Source organism: Microbispora sp. H10836 (assembly GCF_012999525.1).
Lineage (GTDB): Bacteria > Actinomycetota > Actinomycetes > Streptosporangiales > Streptosporangiaceae > Microbispora.
The window spans coordinates 91,068-111,051 of record NZ_JABBWU010000021.1 but is presented as its reverse complement, the minus strand read 5'-3'; the positions used below and the strand labels follow the sequence as shown (position 1 = coordinate 111,051).

The window sequence follows — 19,984 nt, the reverse complement described above, 5'->3', positions numbered from 1 at the left end:
CATGTTCCGCTCGCTGCGGAACCACAACTACCGTCTGTTCGCCGCCGGGGGCGTCGTCTCCAACGTCGGCACCTGGATGCAGCGCACCGCCCAGGACTGGCTGGTCCTCGACCTCTCGCACGGCCGCGGCTCGGCGCTCGGCGTCACCGTGGCGCTGCAGTTCCTGCCGACGATGCTGTTCGGCATGTTCGGCGGGGTCATCGCGGACCGCTACCCCAAGCGCCGGATCCTCATGGTGGCCCAGACGCTCATGGGGCTGCTGGCGCTCACCATGGGCGTGCTGGTGCTCACCGGCACGGCCCAGGTCTGGCACGTGTACGCGATGGCGTTCACGCTCGGCCTGGTGTCGTGCGTCGAGGTGCCCACACGGCAGTCGTTCGTGGTGGAGATGGTGGGCCGGCGGGACCTGCCGAACGCCATCGCGCTGAACAGCTCGACCTTCAACCTCGCCCGGGTCGTCGGCCCGGCGGTGGCCGGCCTGCTGATCTCCTGGATGGGCACCGGCCCGATCTTCGTGCTGAACGCCGCGTCGTTCGCCGCGGTGATCACCGGTCTCGCGCTCATGCGGGTGTCCGAGCTGCGCTCGCCTGAGCCCGTGCCGCGGGGCAAGGGCCAGCTGCGGGAGGGCCTGCGCTACGTCGGCAACCGGCCGGACCTGCTTCTTCCGCTACTGCTCGTGGCGTTCATGGCGATCTTCGCGCAGAGCTTCTCGACCAGCATCGCGTTGATGGCCAAGCAGGCGTTCGGCGCGGGCGCGTCCTCCTTCGGCGTCGCGTCCAGCGCGTTCGCCGTCGGGGCGTTCGGCGGGGCGCTGCTCGCCGCGCGCCGGGTCAAGCCGAGCCGCCGGTTCCTGATCGCCGGGGCGCTGTGCTTCGGACTGTTCCAGGTCGTCGCCGGGCTCGCCCCCGGATACCCGGCCTTCCTGCTGATGCTCGTCCCCGCGGGCATGGCGATGATCACGGTCAACACGACCGCGAACACGATCGTGCAGCTCGGCGCCTCGCCCGAGATGCGCGGCCGGGTGATGGGGATCTACGTGCTGGTCTTCACCGGGGGAGCCCCGATCGGGTCGCCGCTGGTGGGCTGGCTCGCCGAGCTGGCCGGCCCCCGGGTCTCGGTCGTGGCCGCCGGCGTGCTGAGCATGTGCGGCGTCTTCCTGGCGGTGCTGGTGACCCGGATGGTCGCGGCACGCGTGGCCGGCAAGGAAGAATCGGCACGTGAGCAGATTGTTCGTGGCGCTGCTGCCGCCGCCTGAGGCGCTGGCGGAGATCGCCACGGCGGTCGACCCCGTACGCGCCGAGTGGTCCCAGCTGCGCTGGGTCGATCCCGCGCTGTGGCACGTCACCGTGGCCTTCCTCGGCGAGGTGCCCGACGACGTCCTGCCCGAGCTACGCGTACGGCTGGCCCGGGCGGCCGCCCGCCATTCCCCTGAGACGGTGGCGTTCGGCGGCGTCGGCGCCTTCCCCTCCGCCTCCCGGGGACGGATCTTCTGGGTCGGTCTGGACGCCGGACCGGCGCTGACGCGGCTCGCCGGCTCGGTGGCGGCCGGGGCCCGGCGGGCCGGGGCGGCGGAGACCGACCGCAAGCGGTTCCATCCCCATCTCACCCTGGCCCGCTCCAGGACCCGGTCACGCGACGGCGACGACCTGCGCCCCCTGGTCGGCGCCCTGAGCGCCTTCGGCGGGCGGCGCTGGGAGGTGTCGTCGGTGCACCTCGTACGCAGCCACATCGGGGCGAGCGTGCGCTACGAGCAGGTCGAGGCGTACCCATTGGCAGTCCGCGACTAGGCTCCATGACGTGGATCGTCCTCGACGCTGGCTGCTGCCCACGGTGCTCGCGCTGCTCGTGCTCATCGTGATCGTCGGCGCGCTCCTCAACACCGCCTGATCACCAGGCGTACTCCTCCGGGGCGGTCTTGAAGCCGGGGAAGATCTCGTCGAGCCGGGCGAGCGCCTTGTCGTTCAGCTCGATCTCCAGCGCCCGGAGCGTACCGTCGAGCTGCTCGACCGTACGGGGGCCGATGATCGGCGCGGTGACCGCCCGCTGGTGCAGCAGCCACGCCAGCCCGACGTTGGCCGGGTCCTCGCCGAGTTCGTCGCAGAACGCCTCGTAGCGCTCGATCTTGTCGCGGTGCTTGTCGAGCTGGGCGACGATGTGGTCGGCCGCGGAGCGGCCCTTGTCGATCTTCCGGAGGACGCCGCCGAGCAGGCCGCCCGCGAGCGGGCTCCACGGGATCAGGCCGAGGCCGTAGTCCTCACAGGCAGGGATGACCTCCAGCTCGGGCGCGCGGACGAGCAGGTTGTAGTGGGACTGCTCGCTGACCAGGCCGACGGTGCCCCGGCGCCGGGCCGACTCCTGGGCCTTGGCGATGTGCCAGCCGGCGAAGTTCGACGAGCCGACGTACAGGATCTTGCCCTGCTGCTTGAGGATGTCCATGGCCTCCCAGAACTCCTCGAACGGGGTGTCCCGGTCGATGTGGTGGGCCTGGTAGACGTCGATGTAGTCGGTCTGCATGCGGCGCAGCGAGGCCTCCGCCGCCCGCCGGATGTTCAGCGCCGACAGCTTCTCCTCGTTCGGCCAGTCGCCCATCGAGCCGTACAGCTTGGTGGCGATGACCGTACGCTCGCGGCGGCCCCCGCCCTGCGCGAACCAGCGGCCGATGATGTTCTCGGTGATCCCCTCGCCCTTGACCCAGCCGTACACGTTGGCCGTGTCGAAGAAGTTGATCCCGAGCTCATGGGCGCGATCCATGATCGCGAAAGAGTCCTCTTCCGTGGTCTGCGGACCGAAGTTCATGGTCCCCAGGCAGAGCTTGCTGACCAGCAGGCCGGTGCGGCCAAGGTGTCCGTATTCCATGCCCCCCACCCTAGGTACCTGGAGTGGACTCCAGGCGAGCCCGGCGCGCCTCAGAGGCGGAAGTCCCAGGTGAGGCGGCCTTCGGCGAGGTCGTCGGCGAGGCCGCGGACGAACTCCAGCTCGGTGGCGACCTGCCCCCGCTGGTATTCGGACTCCACGAGGAAGAGGCGGGCCACGAAGGTCAGGCTCTCGGCCAGCTCGGCGTCGAGCGCGGCCAGTCGCGTCTCCAGCGCGGCGATCCGCTGCCGCAGCGCGGCCAGCGCCTCGTCCGGCGGCAGCACGGGCAGGAAGGCGAGCGCGGCGGGGAACTCGGGAAACTCGCGGGCCGGGGTGGACAGCATGGTGCGCATCCACTGCTTGAGCGTCTCCCGGCCCAGTTGGGTGGCCTCGTAGACCGTGCGCTCCGGCCGGTTCTCCTCGCGGGTGGTCTCGCGGACCGCCAGCAGCCCGTCGCGGAGCAGGCGGTCGATGGTCTGGTACACGCTGTTGCGCTGCGCGACGTTGACCACGTCGTCCTGATGGCGCTCCTTGATCAGCTGCTGCATGCGGTAGGCGTGCATCGGCGACTCGCAGACCAGGGCGAGCACCGCCGTGGCCAGGGGAGAGCGCCGCGTCGACATGGCGCCCATCATAGGGGCCTTGTCCACAAATAGTCATAATATGTATAGTCAGAGCATGACCAAGAAAGCTCTGATCATCGGCGGCGGGATCGCGGGTCCCGTCACGGCCATGGCGCTGCGGCGCGCCGGAGTCGACAGCGAGGTCTTCGAGGCGTACGACCGGGGCGCCGAGGGGGTCGGCGCCTTCCTCACGGTCGCGCGCAACGGACTGGAGGCCCTGCGGCTGCTCGGCCTGGACGACGTCGTCGGCGGCCTCGGCATGGACACGCCGGTCATGGAGATCCGCAACGCGCGCGGCAGGCCGCTGGCGACCACGAGCCAGCCGAGCCGCACACTCCGGCGCGCCGACCTCTACCAGGCGCTGCGCGACGAGGCCGTACGGCGGGGCGTGCCGATGCACTACGGCAGGCGGCTCGTCGACGCCTCGGCCACCCCGCAGGGGGTGCGGGCGGTCTTCGCGGACGGGAGCGAGGCCGAGGGCGACCTGCTGGTGGGCGCCGACGGGCTGCGCTCGCGCACCCGCACCCTCATCGACCCCGGCGCCCCCCGCGCCCGGTACGTCGGGCTGCTGAACACGGGCGGCTACGCCGAAGGTGTGCGGTCGCCGGGCAGGCCGGGGGTCTGCTACTTCGTCTTCGGCAGGCGGTGCTTCTTCGGCTACATGGTCCACCCCGAGGGGCAGGTGTGGTGGTTCGCCAACCCGCCGAGCCGCAGGGAGATGAGCCCTGAGGAGCTCGCGGCGATCACCCCCGAGCAGTGGCGGGCCAGGCTCATGGACCTGTTCGAGGGCGACGCGGGGCCGATGCGGGAGATCATCGCCGCGACCCCGCACATCCTGCCCGGCTGGAACACCTACGACTTCCCGACCGTGCCCAAGTGGTCCGGCGAGCGCATGGTCATCGTGGGAGACGCGGCCCACGCCACCTCGCCGTCCTCCGGTCAGGGCGCGTCGATGGCCATCGAGGACGCCGTGGTGCTGGGGAAGTGCCTGCGCGACGTGCCCGGCACCGCGGACGCGTTCGCCGCCTTCGAGCGGCTGCGGCGCCGGCGGGTCGAACGGGTCGTCGCGCAGGGCAAGCGCAACGGCGACGGCAAGGCGCCGGGCGTCGGCGGGGCCTTCGTTCGCGACCTGATCCTTCCCGTGATCATGCGACAGGTGGAGAAGCGGAACGCGCTGGCCTGGATGTACGACCACCGGATCACGTGGGACGACCACGTCGCGGCTTAATTGACCAATCGTTCTTGTATGGTCTAGGGTCGAGGCCATGGCGAGGACCAAGGAGTTCGACCCCGACGTCGTGCTGGAGCGGGCCCTGGACCTGTTCTGGCGGCGCGGATACGAGGCCACGTCGATGGCCGACCTGGTCGAGCACCTCGGTATCGGGCGCGCCAGCCTGTACGCCACCTTCGGCGGCAAGCACGACCTCTACCTGAAGGCGCTGGATCGCTACGTCCAGACGCGCGACCCGAACCTCGTGGAGCTGCTGTCGCAGCCCGGTCCCGCCCTGCCGGCCGTACGGGCCGTGGTCGAGCTGTACGCCGAGGACTCGATCCACGACCGTGACCGGCGAGGGTGCATGATCGTGAACGCGGCGGCCGAACTCCTGCCGGACGACGAGCCGGTGGCCCGGTTCGTCGAGACCAGCTGGACGGGTCTGGAGACGGCGCTCACCTCCGCGCTCATCCGCGCCCGCGCCCAAGGGGAGATCTCGGCCGAGGCCGACCCCCGGGCGCTGGCGCGATTCGTGCTCGTCTTCCTGCAGGGGCTGCGGGTGATGGGGAAGGGCCGCGGCGATCCCGCCCGCATCCGCGACGCCGCCGCCCAGGCTCTCGCGCTCCTCCGCTGATCACCCCTTCGAAGAGGAATGCGCTTTTCCGTACCTCCATTTTGGACTGATCGATCTAGAAATGCGCGGCGTTCGCCGTGCTCAGCTCCCCCGATTCGAGGAGTGACGATGAGGTTCACGGACACTGTGGTTCTGGTCACCGGAGCGGGTTCCGGCGTCGGCCGGGCGGTCGCCCGGGGGTTCGCCCGGGAGGGCGCCATCGTGGTGGTGGCGTCCCGGAGTCCCGAGGCGCTGGAGCAGACCGTCAAGCTGATCGAGACCGAGGGAGGCCGGGCCGTCGCGCTCGCAGCCGACGTGACCGACTCGGCCGGTGTGGCCCGGCTCGTTCAGGAGATCCTCACCCGGTTCGGCCGCCTCGACGTCGCCGTCAACAACGCCGGGGTCTTCGCCGGGGGCACGGTCGCGGACATGCCGGAGGACGACTGGGCGCGGGTCATGCACGTGAACGCCACCGGGACCTTCCTCGCGATGAAGCACGAGATCGCCGCGATGCGTGCGCAGGGCTACGGCGTGATCGTCAACATCGCCTCGAACATCGGGGCCCACAAGAGGGTCCCCGGGCTGGGCGCCTACGCCGCGTCCAAGGCCGCGGTCAGCGCACTAACCCGTACGGCGGCGCTGGAGAACATCGGGGCCGGCGTCAGGATCAACGCGGTCAGCCCGGGCCCGCTGGACACGGAGATGTCCAAGCGCCCCGGTGAGACCGAGGACGACCGGGCCGCCCGGCTCCGGGACCAGTTGCCGATCGGCCGCGTCGGCGCCCTCGACGAGATCACCGGCACCGTGCTCTGGCTCGCCTCGGACGACGCCGGCTTCGCGGTGGGGCTCGACCTGGCGCTCGACGGCGGTGCCTCAGCCTGACCCCTCCGGCGCGGCGGCGGTCGCGCGGGCGTAGCGGGCGGTGAGGGCGCGCAGGTGCTCCACCAGGTCCGGCGGACCGGTGACCTCGAAGTCGAGATCGAGCAGGCCGAGGTGGACGGCGAGCGCGTTCAGGGTGTCGGCGCCGGTCACGAGCACGCAGGTGCGGTCGTCGACGTCCTCCACGACGCCGACGGCGGGGTTGATCCGCGTGGCGACCTCCTCGGCCGGGGCGTGGACGAGCACCCGGGCGTGGTGCCGCCAGGCCGCCGCCGACACCCCCCGGGCGACGTACGCCGCCGCCCCGCCCTCGGGCGGGTCGCGGGGCGGGAACCGCGGACCGGTGGGCGTGCGCGGCGCGATCCGGTCCACCCGGAACGTGCGCCAGTCGTCGCGGTCGACGTCCCAGGCCACCAGATACCAGCGGCGGCCCCAGGACACGAGCCGGTACGGCTCCGTCACCCGTACGCCCGAGGAGCCGTCGTGGCCCCGGTAGTCGAACCGCAGCCGTTCGCGGTCGCGGCAGGCGGCGGCCAGCGCGTTCAGGACGGCCGGATCGATCGCCGGACCCGGCCGGTCGGGCGGCACCGGCTCGGTGTACGCCTGCAGGGCGCCCACCCGGCGGCGCAGGCGCGACGGCAGCACCTGCTCGAGCTTGGCGGCGGCGCGCTCGGCCGCCTCCTCGACGCCCGCCACGCCGCCGGCGGCCCGCAGCCCGATCGCCACGGCCACCGCCTCCTCGTCGTCGAGGAGCAGGGGCGGCATCGCGGTCCCGGCGACCAGCCGGTAGCCGCCGTCGGTGCCCCGGGTGGACTCCACCGGATAGCCGAGTTCGCGCAGCCGGTCGACGTCGCGGCGGACGGTCCGCTCGCTCACGCCGAGCCGTCCGGCCAGGATCGCGCCGGGCCAGTCGCGTCTGGCCTGGAGCAACGACAGCAGGCGCAGCAGCCGCGCCGAGGTTTCCAGCATGGGTTCAAGTCTGGCCGCACTTCAGGACAGAGGCTGTCCGGAAGGGTCTCTAGTGTCGGCGTCATGAGCGAGAACACGCAGATCACGCCGTTCCGGATCGACGTCCCGCAGATCGACCTCGACGACCTGAAGGACCGCCTCGGCCGCACCCGCTGGCCCGACGAGATCCCGGGCGGGGGATGGGACTACGGCGTGCCGGTCGAGTACGTGAAGCGGCTGGCCGCGTACTGGCGCGACGGGTACGACTGGCGCGCCCACGAGGCCGAGATCAACCGGTATCCCCAGTTCATGACCGAAATCGACGGACAGAACATCCACTTCCTGCACGTACGGTCGCCGCACGAGGACGCGCTCCCGCTGATCCTGACCCACGGCTGGCCGGGTTCGGTGGTGGAGTACCTCAAGGTCGTCGAGTCGCTGACGAACCCCGGCGACCCGGCGCAGGCATTCCATCTGGTGATCCCGTCGCTGCCCGGCTTCGGCTTCTCCGGCCCGACGCGGGAGCGGGGCTGGAACAGGTTCCGTACGGCCCGGGCCTGGGCGGAGCTCATGCGCAGGCTCGGCTACGACCGGTACGGCGCGGTGGGCAACGACGGCGGCTCGTTCGTCTCGCCCGAGGTCGGCCGGGTGGACCCCGGGCACGTCGTCGGCGTCCACGTCACGCAGATCTACTCCTTCCCCTCCGGCGACCCGGCGGAGATGGCGAACCTCACCGACGAGGAGCGCAAGGGCCTTGAGGTGCTGCAGTGGTTCTACGAGAACAAGATGTCGTTCAACATGGTCCACTCCCAGCAGCCGCAGACACTGTCGTACGGGATCTTCGACTCGCCGGCCGGGCTGCTCGGCTGGAACGCCCAGTTGTTCGGCGAGGACGTCGACGACGACTTCATCCTGACCAACACGATGCTCTACTGGGTGACCGGCACCGCCACGTCGGCGACGCGGTTCTACTACGAGGACGCGCACGCCGAGCACCCCAAGGAGCCGACGACGGTCCCGCTCGGCCTGGCGATGTTCGAGGGCGACTTCGTGTCGATGCGCACCTTCGCCGAGCGCGACCACAAGAACATCGTCCACTGGCGGTCCTACGGTGGGGGCGGCCACTACGCCGCCCATCTGCGGCCGGACGTGCTCGCCGCCGACCTGCGCGACTTCTACGCCGCCCTGCGCTGATCGCCCGCCACTTGCCCGCCCCTGACCGAATCCGGGACGGCCGGGGGCATGTCGGCCGCCGCACGTGCAGCGGACATCGGGAATGATGGCCGCATGGGGCGCGCAACGGGGCGGACTCGGACGAGACGGATTCCGCGGGCCGTCCTGGCTCTCCTCGCGGCCGCGGGAGCGGCCGTTCCGGGTACGGCCGCGCGGGCCGACGACGGAGACAGGCCGCAGTTCCTGATCCGGGACGAGCGCGTCAGCGAGTCGAGCGGACTGGCCGTCTCGCCCACGCACAAGGGCATCGTCTACACCCACAACGACAGCGGTCACGGACCGCAGATCTACGCGATCGGCCCGGACGGCCGCACGCGGGCGACGTTCACGATCGGGAACGCCGAGGCCAGGGACTGGGAGGGCATCGCGGCCTCCACCGACCGCGCGACCGGCCGCGGCGTGCTGTGGATCGCCGACATCGGGGACAACATGGACGGCGCCTGGCCGGACGTGTCCGTCTACAAGGTCGTCGAGCCCCGGACGATGGAGGACGCGACGCTGCGGGCGACCCGGTATCGCTTCCGGTACGCCGACGGCCCCCGCAACGCCGAGGGGGTGATGGTCGATCCCCGTTCGGGCCGGCTGTACATCGTCAGCAAGGAGTTCTCCGGCGGCGTCTACGCCGCGCCGGCGAAGCTCCGCGCCGACAAGGTGAACGTGCTGCGGCGGGTGGGGCCGGCGCCCATCATGGCGACCGACGCGGCGTACGCCCCCGACGGGTCGAGTTTCGTCATACGCACGTACTTCTCCGCGTCCGTCTACCGATCACCCGGCAAACTGATCGCGCACGTCACGATGCCGCCGCTCAAGCAGGCCGAGTCGATCGCGTACACCCGGGACGGGACGGCCCTGCTCACCGGCAGCGAGGGGGAGGACAGCCCGGTCTACCGGGTGCCACTGCCGGCCTCCGCCCGCCCGAGTCCTTCTCCCCGCCCGGCCCGGAACTCCGCCCGGCCGAGGGCGGTCACGGCGTCGAGCGAGGCGGCCGCCGAAGGCGGCGGGCTGCCCGGCGTGCCGATGCCGGTGTTATGGGTGGCGGTCGCCCTCGGGGCGATCGGGATCATCGCGTTCGTCGCCTACCGCACGGGCCGCTGAACGAGGCGCACCGGCCGCGCGCGGCGCGGCGCGGTGGTGCGGCGGCGGGGCGGCCCGGCCCGGCGGGTGGTTGTGCGCGGTGCAGTGGTTGTGCGCGGCGCGCGGAAGGGCCGGGCCCCCATGGTGCCCGGCCCCGGAGAGCGTCGCGAGAGTCAGCTCCGCGCGTAGATGCGGTGCACGAACTCCGCGAGCTTGCTGTCGGGCAGCTCCTTGGCCAGGTCGGCCTCGGTGATCATCCCGACGATCCGGTGGTTGTCGATCACCGGCATGCGCTTGATCTGATGCTCCTCCATCTTCGCCAGGGCGTCCTCGACGCTGGCGCCTGCGTCGACCCAGACGAGGCCGCGGGCGAGCTCGCTCGCCGTGGTCTGGTCGAGGTCCTTGCCCTCGGCGCAGCACTTGATCACGATGTCGCGGTCGGTGATGATGCCCTTCAGCCGGTCGTCCTCCCCGCAGATGGGCAGGGCGCCGACGTTCAGGTCGCGCATCATCTCGGCGGCCCTGCGAAGGCTGTCGTGCTCGCCGATGCACTCGGCGCCCTGGTGCATGACCTGGCCGGCGGTCTTGGTCACTCCCTCTGTGGTCATGGCTAACCCCCGATTCCCTCTTTTGGGCGGTTATGCCCCCTCTGTCCGGAAATAAGAGCGGATTCACAGCCGGGGGAGGAAGTGCTCGCCGCGCAGGGCGCGCTCCACGAGCGCGATCGACTCGGCCAGCCGTACGAGCCGGGGGCCCTCCTGGCGGTAGGCGTCCAGGACCGCCTCGACCGCGTGCGGAGGCAGGTGCTCCTTCAACTCCACCGCCGCTCCGCGATACCCCTCCCTGGCCGCCTGGATCGAGGCCGCCGCCTGCTGACGGGCCATCCGGGCGAGCGCGAGAGGGTGACGGCGTAGCACGCCGTACGCGCGGTAGTCCGGGGGTACCGCGTCGAGCAGCCACGACACGGCCGAGACCTCCCATTCGGGGCTGCCCGGAGGGCGCACCTCCGGCGGCCAGCCGGGTGGCACGTACACCCCGCCATCGTACCGAACACAGGTTCGATCACCGCGGAGCGGCTCCGGCTGAGACAATGGCCGGCATGCTGTCGACAACGGTACGGACATGAGGATCGGGATCGTCGGCGCCGGGATCCTCGGTCTGGCCGTGGCCCGGCAGATGGCACGGGCGGGCGCCGAGGTGACCGTCCTGGAGAAGGAGCCCCGCGTCGCCGCCCACCAGACCGGGCACAACAGCGGAGTCGTACACGCCGGGATCTACTACCAGCCCGGCTCGCTCAAGGCGACCCTCTGCCGGGAGGGCGTGGCCATGCTGCGCGAGTACTGCGCCGAGCACGGCCTGCCGTACGACGAGGTGGGCAAGCTCGTCGTGGCCTCCACCCGGGCCGAACTGCCGGGGCTGCGCCGCATCGCCGGGCGGGCCAGGGAGAACGGCGTGCCCGGCATCGCCGAGCTCGACGCGATCGGCCTGCGGGAGGTGGAACCGTACGCGGTCGGGGTCGCCGCCGTCCACTCGCCGCACACCGCGATCACCGACTTCTCCGCGGTCGCGCGCCGCCTCGCCGCCGACGTGGCCGAGGCCGGCGGGTCCGTACGGCTCTCGCGCCCCGTACGCGCGATCAGGCAGACCACGGACGGCGTCGCGGTGGCGGCCGGGCCGGAGAGGCTCACCTTCGACCGACTGATCTCCTGCGCCGGTCTCGGCTCCGACCGTGTGGCGGACCTGGCGGGGGCGGGCGGAGACGTGCGGATCGTCCCGTTCCGCGGGGAGTACTACCGGCTCGCCGGCTCGGCGCGTGACCTGGTGAAGGGGCTCATCTATCCCGTGCCCGACCCCCGCTACCCCTTCCTCGGCGTCCACCTGACCCGCCGGATCGACGGGGAGGTCCTGGTGGGGCCCAACGCCGTGCCGGCGCTCGCCCTGGAGGGCTACTCGTGGCGCCGGGCCTCGGCCCGCGACCTGCGCGGCATCCTGTCCTGGCCGGGCACCCGGCGCCTGGCGGCCGAGCACTGGCGGACCGGCCTGCGCGAGGTGTACGGCTCGCTGGCCAAACGCGCCTTCGTGTCCGCCGCCCGGCGGTACGTACCCACCCTGTCCTCGCCCGACCTCGTACGCACCGGGGGCGGCGTGCGGGCACAGGCCGTGTCGCGGGACGGCGGGCTGCTCGACGACTTCGTCATCGACGTGCGCGGGCGGATCGTGCTGGTGCGCAACGCGCCCTCACCCGCGGCGACGAGCAGCCTCGCCATCGCCAGGCACATCGCTTTAACGGTTCCCTTAACAACCTAGGTCTAGAGTGCTGGCGCCATGGTCGCTGAATCTCCCGAAGCCCGGCTGCTGATCGTCGAGGACGAGCCGAACATCCTCGAACTGCTCGCGGCCAGCCTCCGGTACGCCGGATTCGAGGTCCACGCCGCGTCCAACGGCGGCGAGGCGGTCGCCGCGGCCCGGCGGCACCGCCCGGACCTGATCGTCCTCGACGTCATGCTGCCCGACATGGACGGGTTCGACATCGTGCGCAGGCTGCGCGGCGGCGGCAGCCACACCCCTGTGGTCTTCCTCACGGCGCGGGACGCCACCGAGGACAAGATCCGGGGCCTGACACTCGGCGGCGACGACTACGTGACCAAGCCGTTCAGTCTGGAGGAGGTCGTCGCCCGCATCCGGGCCGTGCTGCGCCGCACCGCCGGGGACCCGCTGGTCGCCCCGCCGCGGCTGACCTTCGCCGACATCGAGCTGGACGAGGAGTCCCACGAGGTCTGGCGCGGCGGCCGGGCCGTCTCCCTGTCGCCGACGGAGTTCAAGCTGCTGCGTTACTTCATGTGCAACACCGGCCGGGTGCTGTCCAAGGCCCAGATCCTCGATCACGTGTGGGACTACGACTTCCGCGGCGACGCCGGGATCGTCGAGTCGTACGTGTCGGTGCTGCGGCGCAAGCTCGACACCGACCATTCCCGGGCCCAGTCCCGGCTCATCCACACGCTGCGCGGCGTCGGCTACGTCATGCGGACACCACCCGCCGGTGCCTGAGCCGTGCCGGGGCGTACGCCGCTGCGGATCCGGCTCAGCGCCGCCATGCTCGCGCTGGTCGCGGTCGCCCTCGCGGTCGTCGGTGTGGGCAGCGTCTCGGTGCTGCGCGACTACCTGGTCAGCCGGGTCGACATGCAGGTCGGCATGCTGGCGCACGAGACCGAGATCCGGCTCGGCCGCGGCCCCGCCGCGTTCGCACGGCTCAGGCTGCCGCCCGAGGGACGGGTGGAGATTCGCGACACCGGCGGCGGGACGGTGCTCGCGCAGGCGGGCATGGGCGTGGAGGACCTGCCGGGTCCCGGCGCCGTGACCTCCCAGAGCCCGGTGACGGTTCCGGCGGTGTCGGGCGACGGCCGGTGGCGGGCCCGGGTGGTGCCCGTCGACGGCCTGGGCACGGTGGTCGTCGCGGTGGACATGGCCTCGGTCGGGCAGATCACCGGGCGGCTCACCCTCATCGAGGCGCTGGTCGGCGGCGCCCTGATGGTCGTGCTCGCCGTCGTCGGCGTCGTGATCGTAGGGCGCAGCCTGCGGCCCCTTGCGGAGATCGAGGCGACCGCCGACGCCATCGCCCGGGGAAAGCTCGGCAGCCGGATCCCCGACCGCGACCCGCGCACCGAGGTCGGGCGGCTCGCCCGCGCCCTGAACGGCATGCTCGCCCAGATCGAGGCGGCGTTCCAGGCCCGGGCGGCCTCCGAGACGGCGGCCAGGGAGTCCGAGGCCAAGGCGCGGGAGTCCGAGGTCAAGGCGCGGGAGTCGGAGGCGCGCATGCGCCGCTTCGTGGCCGACGCCTCGCACGAACTGCGCACGCCGCTCACCTCGATCAGGGGATTCGCCGAGTTCCACCGGCAGGTGCCGGACGCCGACGTCACCCGGCTGATGTCGCGCATCGAGAGCGAGGCCGCCCGCATGGGCCTGCTGGTGGACGACCTGCTGCTGCTCGCCCGGCTCGACCAGCAGCGCCCGCTGCGCATGCAGCCCGTGGACCTGCTGGCCCTGGCGGCCGACGCGGTCCACGACGCCAGGACCCTCTGCCCCGACCGCGGCGTCTCGCTCGTGGTCGAGGGGGACGCGGCGCTGATCGTCTCGGGTGACGAGGTGCGGCTGCGGCAGGTCGTGGGCAACCTGATGAGCAACGCCAGGACCCACACGCCCGAGGGAACGCCGATCACCGTACGCGTCGGAAGCCGGGACGGCACGGCGTACATCGAGGTGGCGGACAAGGGGCCCGGCCTCACCCCCGAGCAGGCCGCCCGCGTCTTCGAGCGGTTCTACCGCGCCGACCCCTCCCGTACGCGGCCGTCCGGGGGCAGCGGCCTGGGTCTCGCGATCGTGCAGTCCCTCGTCGAGGCTCACGGCGGCGACGTCGGCGTGGAGACCGCCCCCGGCGCCGGCGCCGCCTTCCGCGTCACCCTCCCTCTCGCCCCCGAAGCCCGCCCCTGACCGGCATGCGGCTCTCAGGGAAGCAACTGCAGAGCGGCGACGTGGCGGGGCCGCACAATGCTGAAATGACGCCGATCCAACGTGGCGACCGCAGGCAGGCCGAGCCGCTCGGCGATGGCGATCACGGACGCGTCAACCGCGCCCAGCGGGAGATTCCTGTAGAGCCGTACGAGCTCCGCAATGCGCGTCACGTCTTTCTGCTCAAGGGAGACCAGCTCCAGTTCGCCGCTCTCGATCGAAGTCAGAAAGGCGGCCTCTGCCAGGGCGCCCGATACTTCTCTACGAGCCAGCACACTTCCACGACCACGGTCACCGGAACCAACAGCGGCCCCGGGGCGGTCTGCAGAAGATCGGCGCACCGCGCATGGTCCTTGTCGTCGGCGTCCAGCGCCGCGACCAGGGGGCCCGTATCGAGAAGGATTGTCACATCGGACGATTCAACCCCTCGCGGAGCACCTCTTCATGGCGTTCCGCCAGATCGCCGACTCCCGACTTCATAGCGCCGATGAGCGACAACCGTCGTCGGCTCTCTTGCTCCGCATCTGAGCGGTCTGGGCTTTCGTTCGCCTCGACCAGTCGGAGCACGGTCGCATGCAGATCGCGGACCTGCTCGGGCCGCAGCCTGTCCACCAGAGCGTGCAGATCCTCGTAATCATGCGCCGCGGTCATGGGCACAGTGTACGTCGTCGTCATCCACGAACCAGGTTCACGCACACCTCTTCGGCCGACTCCCGCACCTCTGGGGCCATCGGCTCTTCAACGCGATAGCCTCCGGTGCGTTCGACGATCGGCTGCCCCTCGTCCACAGGCGTGTCGCCGGTGAAAAGGGGCAGTAAGCCGGAGGTCAGCGGGCGGTGGGGAAGCCTTCGTCGGGGAAGGCGGTGGAGGCGGCGGGGAGGACGACCTGGTCTCCTTCGGAGAGACCGTCGGTGATCTCCACCTGAGTGTCGCCGCGTACGCCGACCTTGACCGTCCGCCGTGTCTGGGTTCCGTCGTTGGTCACCGTGACCACGGCCGTGCCGTCGTCCTGGAGGCGTACGGCCTGTGAGGGGACGTAGAGCGCGTCGGCCGCCTCGCCGGTCGTCACCCGCACGGTGGCGCTCTGCCCCAGCAGCAGCCGGGCGGGGCGGTTCGCCAGGTCGATCGTCACGCCGTAACGGACCAGCCGGTTGGAGGTGGTCGCGGTCGGGTCGATATGGGCGACCGTTCCGGCGTACTCCCGTCCCGGCTGCGTGGACAGCGTGACCGTGGCCGCCTGACCGGCCTTCAGGAAGCGGATGTCCGACTCGGTGAACATCGCCTGCACCTGAAGAGCGTCGAGGTCGCCGAGGGTGATGAAGGCGCCCGAGGTGTAGCGGGAGCCGGTGGTTCCCGTGATCGACAGGATCGTGCCGTCCGCCGGGGCCTTGATGCGCACGCCGGCGAGGGCCTTCTTGGCCTCGGCCAGTTCGGTCGTCGCCTGGCTGACCTGCGCCTCGGCCTGTGCCTCGGTCAGCCGGGCGCCGCCGCCCTGGCCGCCCTGGCCCGCCTGACCGCCCGGAGCGCTCTGGCCGCCGCCAAAGCCCGCACGACCCTGCGTGCCGCCACCCTGCCCCTGCCGGCTCCGCCCCTGTGCGCCCTGCTCCTGTGAGCCCTGTCCCTGGCCGCCCTGGCCGGGCGCACACGTGGAGGAGGAACCGCTGGGGGAGGGGATCGGCTTGGCGGAGGGCTGCTGTGCCGGTGCCGTGGGCAGGATCGACACGCTCACCCCGGGATTCGGCGTGGCAGCTCCGCCGTCCGCGGGGGCCGAACGGTGCGTCGCGGACGGTTTCGCGCGCGGACGCGGCGTGTGTGCGGGGGCGGGACTGGGCTCGGGCTTCGGGCCGCCGTGGTCACCTCCGTGGTCACCGCCCCGGTACGCCGCGAGGGCCACGCTCGCCGCGGTCGTCATCTTGCCGCCCGTACGGCCGGTCGGCCGGCTCGATGGCCGGGAGGTCGGCTGCCCCGAAGGCTGTGCGGTGGGACGCGGAGACGGCTGCCCCGAAGTCCGCCCTGAAGGCTGTGCGGTGGGACGCGCGGAGGATGTCGGACACACGACCGGGCCGCCGCTCCCTGAGCCGCCCTCGTTCCCCGGCCTCGCTCCGGGGCCCGCTGCGCCGGAGGTGCCGGCCCCGCCCGCGCCGCCCGCACCGGTTCCGCCGCCGGACGTCCCGGCCCCCGCGCCGCCGGCCCCGGACGCGGCGGCTCCCGTGCCCGTTCCGCCGCCGGAGACGCCGCCTCCGGTGGCGGTGCCGTTCTTGACGTCGTCGAGGGTCTCCTGGGCGGCGGCGAGGGCGGCCTTGGCGGCCTCGTAGTTCTCCCTGGCGATGGTGTCGTCGACCCGGGCGAGGACCTTGCCCCGGCGGACCTTCTCGCCCACCTTGACGTAGACCTTCTCGACCGTGCCCTCCGCTCCGAACGCGAGATCGCGCACGCCGGTGTCGACGGTGTTGCCGGCGGCCGAGACGTACGACGCGACCGTGCCCCGCCTGACAGACGCGAGCGCGATCCGATCGGCCACGGAGGTGTCGCCGCCACTGGCGGAGATCACGGCGACGCTCGCGATGACGATCCCCGCCAGCGCGAGCCCTCCGACGCGGAGTGGAGTGCTCGATCTCATGGCGGCCATCCTGCTGACGCCACGTGACCGGTGGCTTGGCCGTACCTGAGAGTTGTCTGTGGATGCGGACCCGGACGCGGACCCGGACGCGGACCCGGACGCGGACTGTCAGCAAACCCTCAGCATCGGCCTAGGTTGCCCGCAGCGGAGTTTGCCATGGTTCGACGTCGTGAAGCTGTCGACGAAGCGCAGGACGCTGATCATCAACGGCGTCCTGGTGGTACTGCTGCTCGGCGGGATCGCGGCGGCCTGGGCATCCGTGGGGGACGACACCTCCGGAGACGGCGCCGCGCCGCTGACGACCCGGGTGACCCGTGGGACCGTGCTCGCCTCGGTATCGGCCTCCGGTTCCGTCGAGAGCGCCCGGACGCGCGCCCTCGCTTTCGGCACCAACGGCACCGTCGAGGCCGTACTGGTCGAGACCGGCGACCGGGTCAAGAAGGGACAGGTGCTCGCGCGCATCGACGACACCGCTGCCCGGGAGAGCCTGGAGGCGGCCCGGGCGAGCCTGGACGCCGCGGAGGAGGCCGACACCTCGACGGCCTCGGGCTACTCGCAGTACATCAACGCGCGAGACGCCTACCGGTCGGCGAAGCGGGCGCTGGCGGGCACGGTGATCAAGGCGCCGTTCGCGGGGGTCGTCACGGCGGTCAACGGGGCCGTCGGCGGCTCGTCCGGCGCGTCGGGCGGGTCCTCGCAGGGCGGCCAGGCGCAGTCGCAGAACGGGTCCGCGGGGTCCACAGGCTCCGCGGGGTCCTCCGGGTCCGCCGGCTCCGGCGGTTTCATCGAGATCACCGACCCCGCCCGCCTGCTGATCGTGGGGAACTTCACCGAGGCCGACGTCAGCAGGATCAAGGTCGGCCAGGCGGCGACGGTGAGCTTCGACGCCCTCGCCGGGGTCACCGCCGCCGGCAAGGTGACGGTGGTCGATCCGCAGCCGCAGACCAACAACAACGTCGTCCAGTACGCCGTGACGATCTCGCTGACCGACGTGCCCTCCACCGTACGGCTCGGGCAGACGGCCACCGCACGGGTGACCGTGGGCGAGGCGGCCGACGTGCTCACGGTGGCCTCCTCGGCGGTCACCACGGCGGGCGGCCAGACCACCGTGACGGTGCTGGAGAACGGCAGGCAGGTCGTGAAGAGGGTGGAGGCCGGTCTCAAGGGCGACACCACCACCGAGATCAAGTCGGGGCTCCAGGAGGGCGACCAGGTGGTGCGGCCCCAGGCGTCGACGACCGGCGGAGGCGGGGGCATCCAGTTCCCCGGCGGCGGAGGCGGGTTCGGCCGCGGCTTCGGCGGCGGTGGCGGTGGCGGTGGCGGCGGAGGCAACCGATGAGGCCCGGGCCGCCGCCGGCGCTCGACCCCCCTGTGCTCGACCCCCCTGTGCTCGACCCCCCTGTGCTCGATCTGGGCCACGTCACCAAGGTGTACGGCGAGGGCGAGACCGCGGTGCGCGCGCTGCGCGGCGTGTCGCTCAGGGTGGAGCGCGGCGACTACGTCGCGATCATGGGTGCCTCCGGCTCCGGCAAGTCCACGCTGATGAACATCATCGGCTGCCTCGACGTCCCCTCCGGCGGGACCTACCACCTCGACGGCACAGACGTGGGCGGGCTCGAGGAGCGGCGGCTCGCGATCGTCCGCAACCGCAAACTCGGCTTCGTGTTCCAGTCGTTCAACCTCATCCCCCGGATGAGCGCGCTCGCCAACGTCGAGCTTCCCCTGGCGTACGGCGGGGTCAGGGCCGCGGAGCGGCGCCGCAGGGCGCTGGCCGCGCTCGACCGGGTCGGGCTCGCCGAGCGCGTCCACCACCAGCCCAACGAGCTGTCCGGCGGCCAGCAGCAGCGGGTGGCGGTGGCCCGCGCGCTCGTCACCGCGCCGACCCTGCTGCTGGCCGACGAGCCCACGGGCGCTCTCGACAGCAAGTCCAGCGAGGACGTCATGAACATCTTCGACCGTCTCAGCGCGAGCGGCCGGACCCTGGTCGTCATCACGCACGAGGAGGAGGTCGCCGCGCACGCCAAACGGGTCGTCCGCCTCATGGACGGCCGGATCGTGGAGGACGTGCGCACCACGCCGGTCGGCAACCCGCCCCCGCGGCTCGCGGAGGTGGCCTCGTGAACGCCGCGGAGGTCCTGCGGTTCGCGCTGCGCGGCCTGGCCGCGAACAAGATGCGCAGCGCGCTGACCATGCTCGGCATCCTGATCGGCGTCGCCGCGGTGATCCTGCTGGTCGCGATCGGCGAGGGGTCGTCCCGGCAGATTCAGCAGAACATCCAGCGGCTCGGGGCCAACTCGCTGACCGTCACGCCCTCCACCTCGGGTGGCGGGGGTGGCCCCGGCGGTTTCGCCCGCGACGCCGGCGGGGGAGGCGGCGGCCAGGCCGGGCGGCAGAACACCGGCCCGCGCACCCAGGCCAAGGACCTCACCGTCGACGACGCACGGGCGCTGGCCGACCCGGCGAACGCCCCCTCGGTCAAGAGCGTCTCGCCGGTCGTGACGGCGCAGTCCCAGAGCGCCGCGTACGAAGGGGCGAGCCACTCGATCGGCCAGCTCGTGGGCACCTACCCGAGCTACTTCGAGGCGTCGAACAAGCCGGTGGTCAAGGGCTCCTACTTCTACAACGACGACGTGCTCGCCGCGCGCAAGGTCGTGGTGATCGGGCAGACGGTGGCCGAGAACCTGTTCGGCACGGTCGACCCCCTCGGCAGGCAGATCACGGTGTCGGGCGTGCCGTTCACCGTCGTCGGCGTGCTGAAGGAGGCCGGCTCGTCCGGGTTCCAGGACGCCGACGACGTGGCGATCGCCCCGCTGCCCGCGGTACAGCAGAGCCTGACCGGGTTCGGGCCGCTGGGGCAGATCCTCGTGCAGGCCAAGAGCGCCGAGGCGGTCGACGCCGCGCAGAGCGAGGTCACCGAGGTGCTCAACCAGCGGCACGGCATCACCGGCTCGGCGAGCGCCGACTACCGCATCCTCAACCAGGCGGCCCTGCAGGAGACGGTCAGCGCGGCGACCGGGACGTTCACGGTCCTGCTCGGCGCGGTGGCCGCGATCAGCCTGCTCGTCGGCGGTATCGGCATCACGAACATCATGCTCGTCACGGTCACCGAGCGGACCAGGGAGATCGGCATCCGTAAGGCGATCGGCGCGCCGAAGGGCGCGATCCTCGGCCAGTTCCTCGCCGAGGCGACGATGCTCAGCCTCGTCGGCGGCCTCCTGGGCGTGCTGATCGCCGTGATCGGCGCCCAGTTCACGATCGCGGGCGTGCGGCCGGTGATCGTCCCGGCGTCGATCGCGCTGGCGCTCGGCGTCTCGGTCGTGATCGGCCTGTTCTTCGGCAGCTATCCCGCCAACCGCGCCGCCGGGCTGCGGCCGATCGAAGCCCTGCGCTTCGAGTGACGGCCGGACCCGTGGAAGGGAGAT

The 19,984-nt window shown here is 72.0% G+C and carries 22 protein-coding genes; 13 read left to right on the top strand and 9 right to left on the bottom strand.

Annotation, left to right across the window (positions count from 1 at the left end; all coding sequences use genetic code 11):
* Position 1 precedes the first annotated feature (1 nt).
* Both HHX30_RS31580 and thpR read left to right on the top strand, forming a co-directional pair.
* The gene (locus tag HHX30_RS31580) at positions 2-1,255 is read left to right on the top strand and encodes an MFS transporter (protein ID WP_169986500.1); all 1,254 of its coding nucleotides are present in this window, start codon (positions 2-4) and stop codon (positions 1,253-1,255) included.
* Entirely contained in the window at positions 1,218-1,787 is a 570-nt protein-coding gene (thpR, locus tag HHX30_RS31575; protein ID WP_169986498.1) for an RNA 2',3'-cyclic phosphodiesterase, read from the top strand. Before HHX30_RS31580 ends, thpR begins: the two co-directional genes overlap by 38 nt.
* Positions 1,788-1,887: 100 nt before the next feature.
* Here the strand turns inward: thpR and HHX30_RS31570 are convergent, their stop codons facing one another.
* Together HHX30_RS31570 and HHX30_RS31565 are read right to left on the bottom strand one after the other, a co-directional pair.
* The gene (locus HHX30_RS31570) at positions 1,888-2,856 is read right to left on the bottom strand and encodes an aldo/keto reductase (protein ID WP_169986496.1); all 969 of its coding nucleotides are present in this window, start codon (positions 2,854-2,856) and stop codon (positions 1,888-1,890) included.
* A 50-nt stretch (positions 2,857-2,906) separates the two neighbouring features.
* On the bottom strand, positions 2,907-3,476 hold the full coding sequence (locus HHX30_RS31565; protein ID WP_249350649.1) for a PadR family transcriptional regulator: 570 nt from the start codon (positions 3,474-3,476) through the stop codon (positions 2,907-2,909).
* Between the two features lie 55 nt (positions 3,477-3,531).
* Here HHX30_RS31565 and HHX30_RS31560 point away from each other — a divergent pair, with 55 nt between their 5' ends.
* From HHX30_RS31560 to HHX30_RS31550, 3 genes are all read left to right on the top strand, one after another.
* Positions 3,532-4,704, top strand: coding sequence for an NAD(P)/FAD-dependent oxidoreductase (locus HHX30_RS31560; RefSeq protein ID WP_169986494.1), 1,173 nt, complete (start codon positions 3,532-3,534; stop codon positions 4,702-4,704).
* 37 nt (positions 4,705-4,741) lie between these two features.
* Positions 4,742-5,323 carry a TetR/AcrR family transcriptional regulator gene (locus tag HHX30_RS31555; protein WP_169986492.1) on the top strand — a complete coding sequence of 194 codons (582 nt, stop codon included), beginning with the start codon at positions 4,742-4,744 and terminating at the stop codon, positions 5,321-5,323.
* A 108-nt stretch (positions 5,324-5,431) separates the two neighbouring features.
* Complete coding sequence (locus tag HHX30_RS31550; protein WP_169986490.1) at positions 5,432-6,184, top strand: SDR family NAD(P)-dependent oxidoreductase; 753 nt, start codon at positions 5,432-5,434, stop codon at positions 6,182-6,184.
* Here the strand turns inward: HHX30_RS31550 and HHX30_RS31545 are convergent.
* A complete protein-coding gene (locus HHX30_RS31545) occupies positions 6,176-7,150 on the bottom strand; it encodes a YafY family protein (protein WP_169986488.1) in 975 nt (324 codons plus the stop codon). The genes HHX30_RS31550 and HHX30_RS31545 overlap by 9 nt on opposite strands.
* Positions 7,151-7,213: 63 nt before the next feature.
* Between HHX30_RS31545 and HHX30_RS31540 the strand changes: the two genes are divergently transcribed.
* Both HHX30_RS31540 and HHX30_RS31535 read left to right on the top strand, forming a co-directional pair.
* The gene (locus HHX30_RS31540) at positions 7,214-8,323 is read left to right on the top strand and encodes an epoxide hydrolase family protein (protein ID WP_169986486.1); all 1,110 of its coding nucleotides are present in this window, start codon (positions 7,214-7,216) and stop codon (positions 8,321-8,323) included.
* Positions 8,324-8,416: 93 nt separating this feature from the next.
* Complete coding sequence (locus HHX30_RS31535) at positions 8,417-9,457, top strand: hypothetical protein (RefSeq protein ID WP_249350648.1); 1,041 nt, start codon at positions 8,417-8,419, stop codon at positions 9,455-9,457.
* Positions 9,458-9,609: 152 nt separating this feature from the next.
* Here HHX30_RS31535 and HHX30_RS31530 read toward each other — a convergent pair whose 3' ends face one another.
* A complete protein-coding gene (locus HHX30_RS31530; RefSeq protein WP_169986484.1) occupies positions 9,610-10,044 on the bottom strand; it encodes a CBS domain-containing protein in 435 nt (144 codons plus the stop codon).
* Positions 10,045-10,107: 63 nt separating this feature from the next.
* Positions 10,108-10,470, bottom strand: coding sequence for a hypothetical protein (locus HHX30_RS31525; protein WP_169986482.1), 363 nt, complete (start codon positions 10,468-10,470; stop codon positions 10,108-10,110).
* Between the two features lie 88 nt (positions 10,471-10,558).
* On the opposite strand from HHX30_RS31525, the gene lhgO reads away from it, so the two are divergent.
* The 3 genes from lhgO to HHX30_RS31510 are packed head-to-tail and all read left to right on the top strand — an operon-like array spanning position 10,559 to position 13,924.
* Entirely contained in the window at positions 10,559-11,743 is a 1,185-nt protein-coding gene (lhgO, locus tag HHX30_RS31520; RefSeq protein WP_169986480.1) for an L-2-hydroxyglutarate oxidase, read from the top strand.
* Between the two features lie 18 nt (positions 11,744-11,761).
* Positions 11,762-12,484 carry a response regulator transcription factor gene (locus tag HHX30_RS31515; protein WP_169986478.1) on the top strand — a complete coding sequence of 241 codons (723 nt, stop codon included), beginning with the start codon at positions 11,762-11,764 and terminating at the stop codon, positions 12,482-12,484.
* A gap of 3 nt (positions 12,485-12,487) precedes the next feature.
* Positions 12,488-13,924, top strand: a complete 1,437-nt coding sequence (locus HHX30_RS31510; RefSeq protein ID WP_311922950.1) for a HAMP domain-containing sensor histidine kinase — start codon at positions 12,488-12,490, stop codon at positions 13,922-13,924.
* Positions 13,925-13,938: 14 nt separating this feature from the next.
* Here the strand turns inward: HHX30_RS31510 and HHX30_RS31505 are convergent, their stop codons facing one another.
* The 4 genes from HHX30_RS31505 to HHX30_RS31495 all read right to left on the bottom strand — a co-directional run bounded on the left by HHX30_RS31505 (position 13,939) and on the right by HHX30_RS31495 (position 16,562).
* The gene (locus HHX30_RS31505) at positions 13,939-14,217 is read right to left on the bottom strand and encodes a PIN domain-containing protein (RefSeq protein ID WP_311922949.1); all 279 of its coding nucleotides are present in this window, start codon (positions 14,215-14,217) and stop codon (positions 13,939-13,941) included.
* Positions 14,166-14,351, bottom strand: a complete 186-nt coding sequence (locus HHX30_RS43840) for a PIN domain-containing protein (protein ID WP_396705960.1) — start codon at positions 14,349-14,351, stop codon at positions 14,166-14,168. The genes HHX30_RS31505 and HHX30_RS43840 overlap by 52 nt, the downstream gene beginning before the upstream one ends.
* Complete coding sequence (locus tag HHX30_RS31500) at positions 14,348-14,593, bottom strand: hypothetical protein (protein ID WP_169986476.1); 246 nt, start codon at positions 14,591-14,593, stop codon at positions 14,348-14,350. The genes HHX30_RS43840 and HHX30_RS31500 overlap by 4 nt, the downstream gene beginning before the upstream one ends.
* Positions 14,594-14,768: 175 nt before the next feature.
* A complete protein-coding gene (locus HHX30_RS31495) occupies positions 14,769-16,562 on the bottom strand; it encodes an efflux RND transporter periplasmic adaptor subunit (protein ID WP_169986474.1) in 1,794 nt (597 codons plus the stop codon).
* 169 nt (positions 16,563-16,731) lie between these two features.
* On the opposite strand from HHX30_RS31495, the gene HHX30_RS31490 reads away from it, so the two are divergent.
* From HHX30_RS31490 to HHX30_RS31480, 3 genes are read left to right on the top strand one after another with little or no spacing between them, the layout of a single operon-like run.
* On the top strand, positions 16,732-17,901 hold the full coding sequence (locus tag HHX30_RS31490) for a biotin/lipoyl-binding protein (RefSeq protein WP_169986472.1): 1,170 nt from the start codon (positions 16,732-16,734) through the stop codon (positions 17,899-17,901).
* A complete protein-coding gene (locus tag HHX30_RS31485) occupies positions 17,898-18,683 on the top strand; it encodes an ABC transporter ATP-binding protein (protein ID WP_211592819.1) in 786 nt (261 codons plus the stop codon). Before HHX30_RS31490 ends, HHX30_RS31485 begins: the two co-directional genes overlap by 4 nt.
* Positions 18,680-19,960: an ABC transporter permease gene (locus HHX30_RS31480; RefSeq protein WP_169986470.1), complete on the top strand. Its 1,281-nt coding sequence runs from the start codon at positions 18,680-18,682 to the stop codon at positions 19,958-19,960. Before HHX30_RS31485 ends, HHX30_RS31480 begins: the two co-directional genes overlap by 4 nt.
* Positions 19,961-19,984 lie beyond the last annotated feature (24 nt).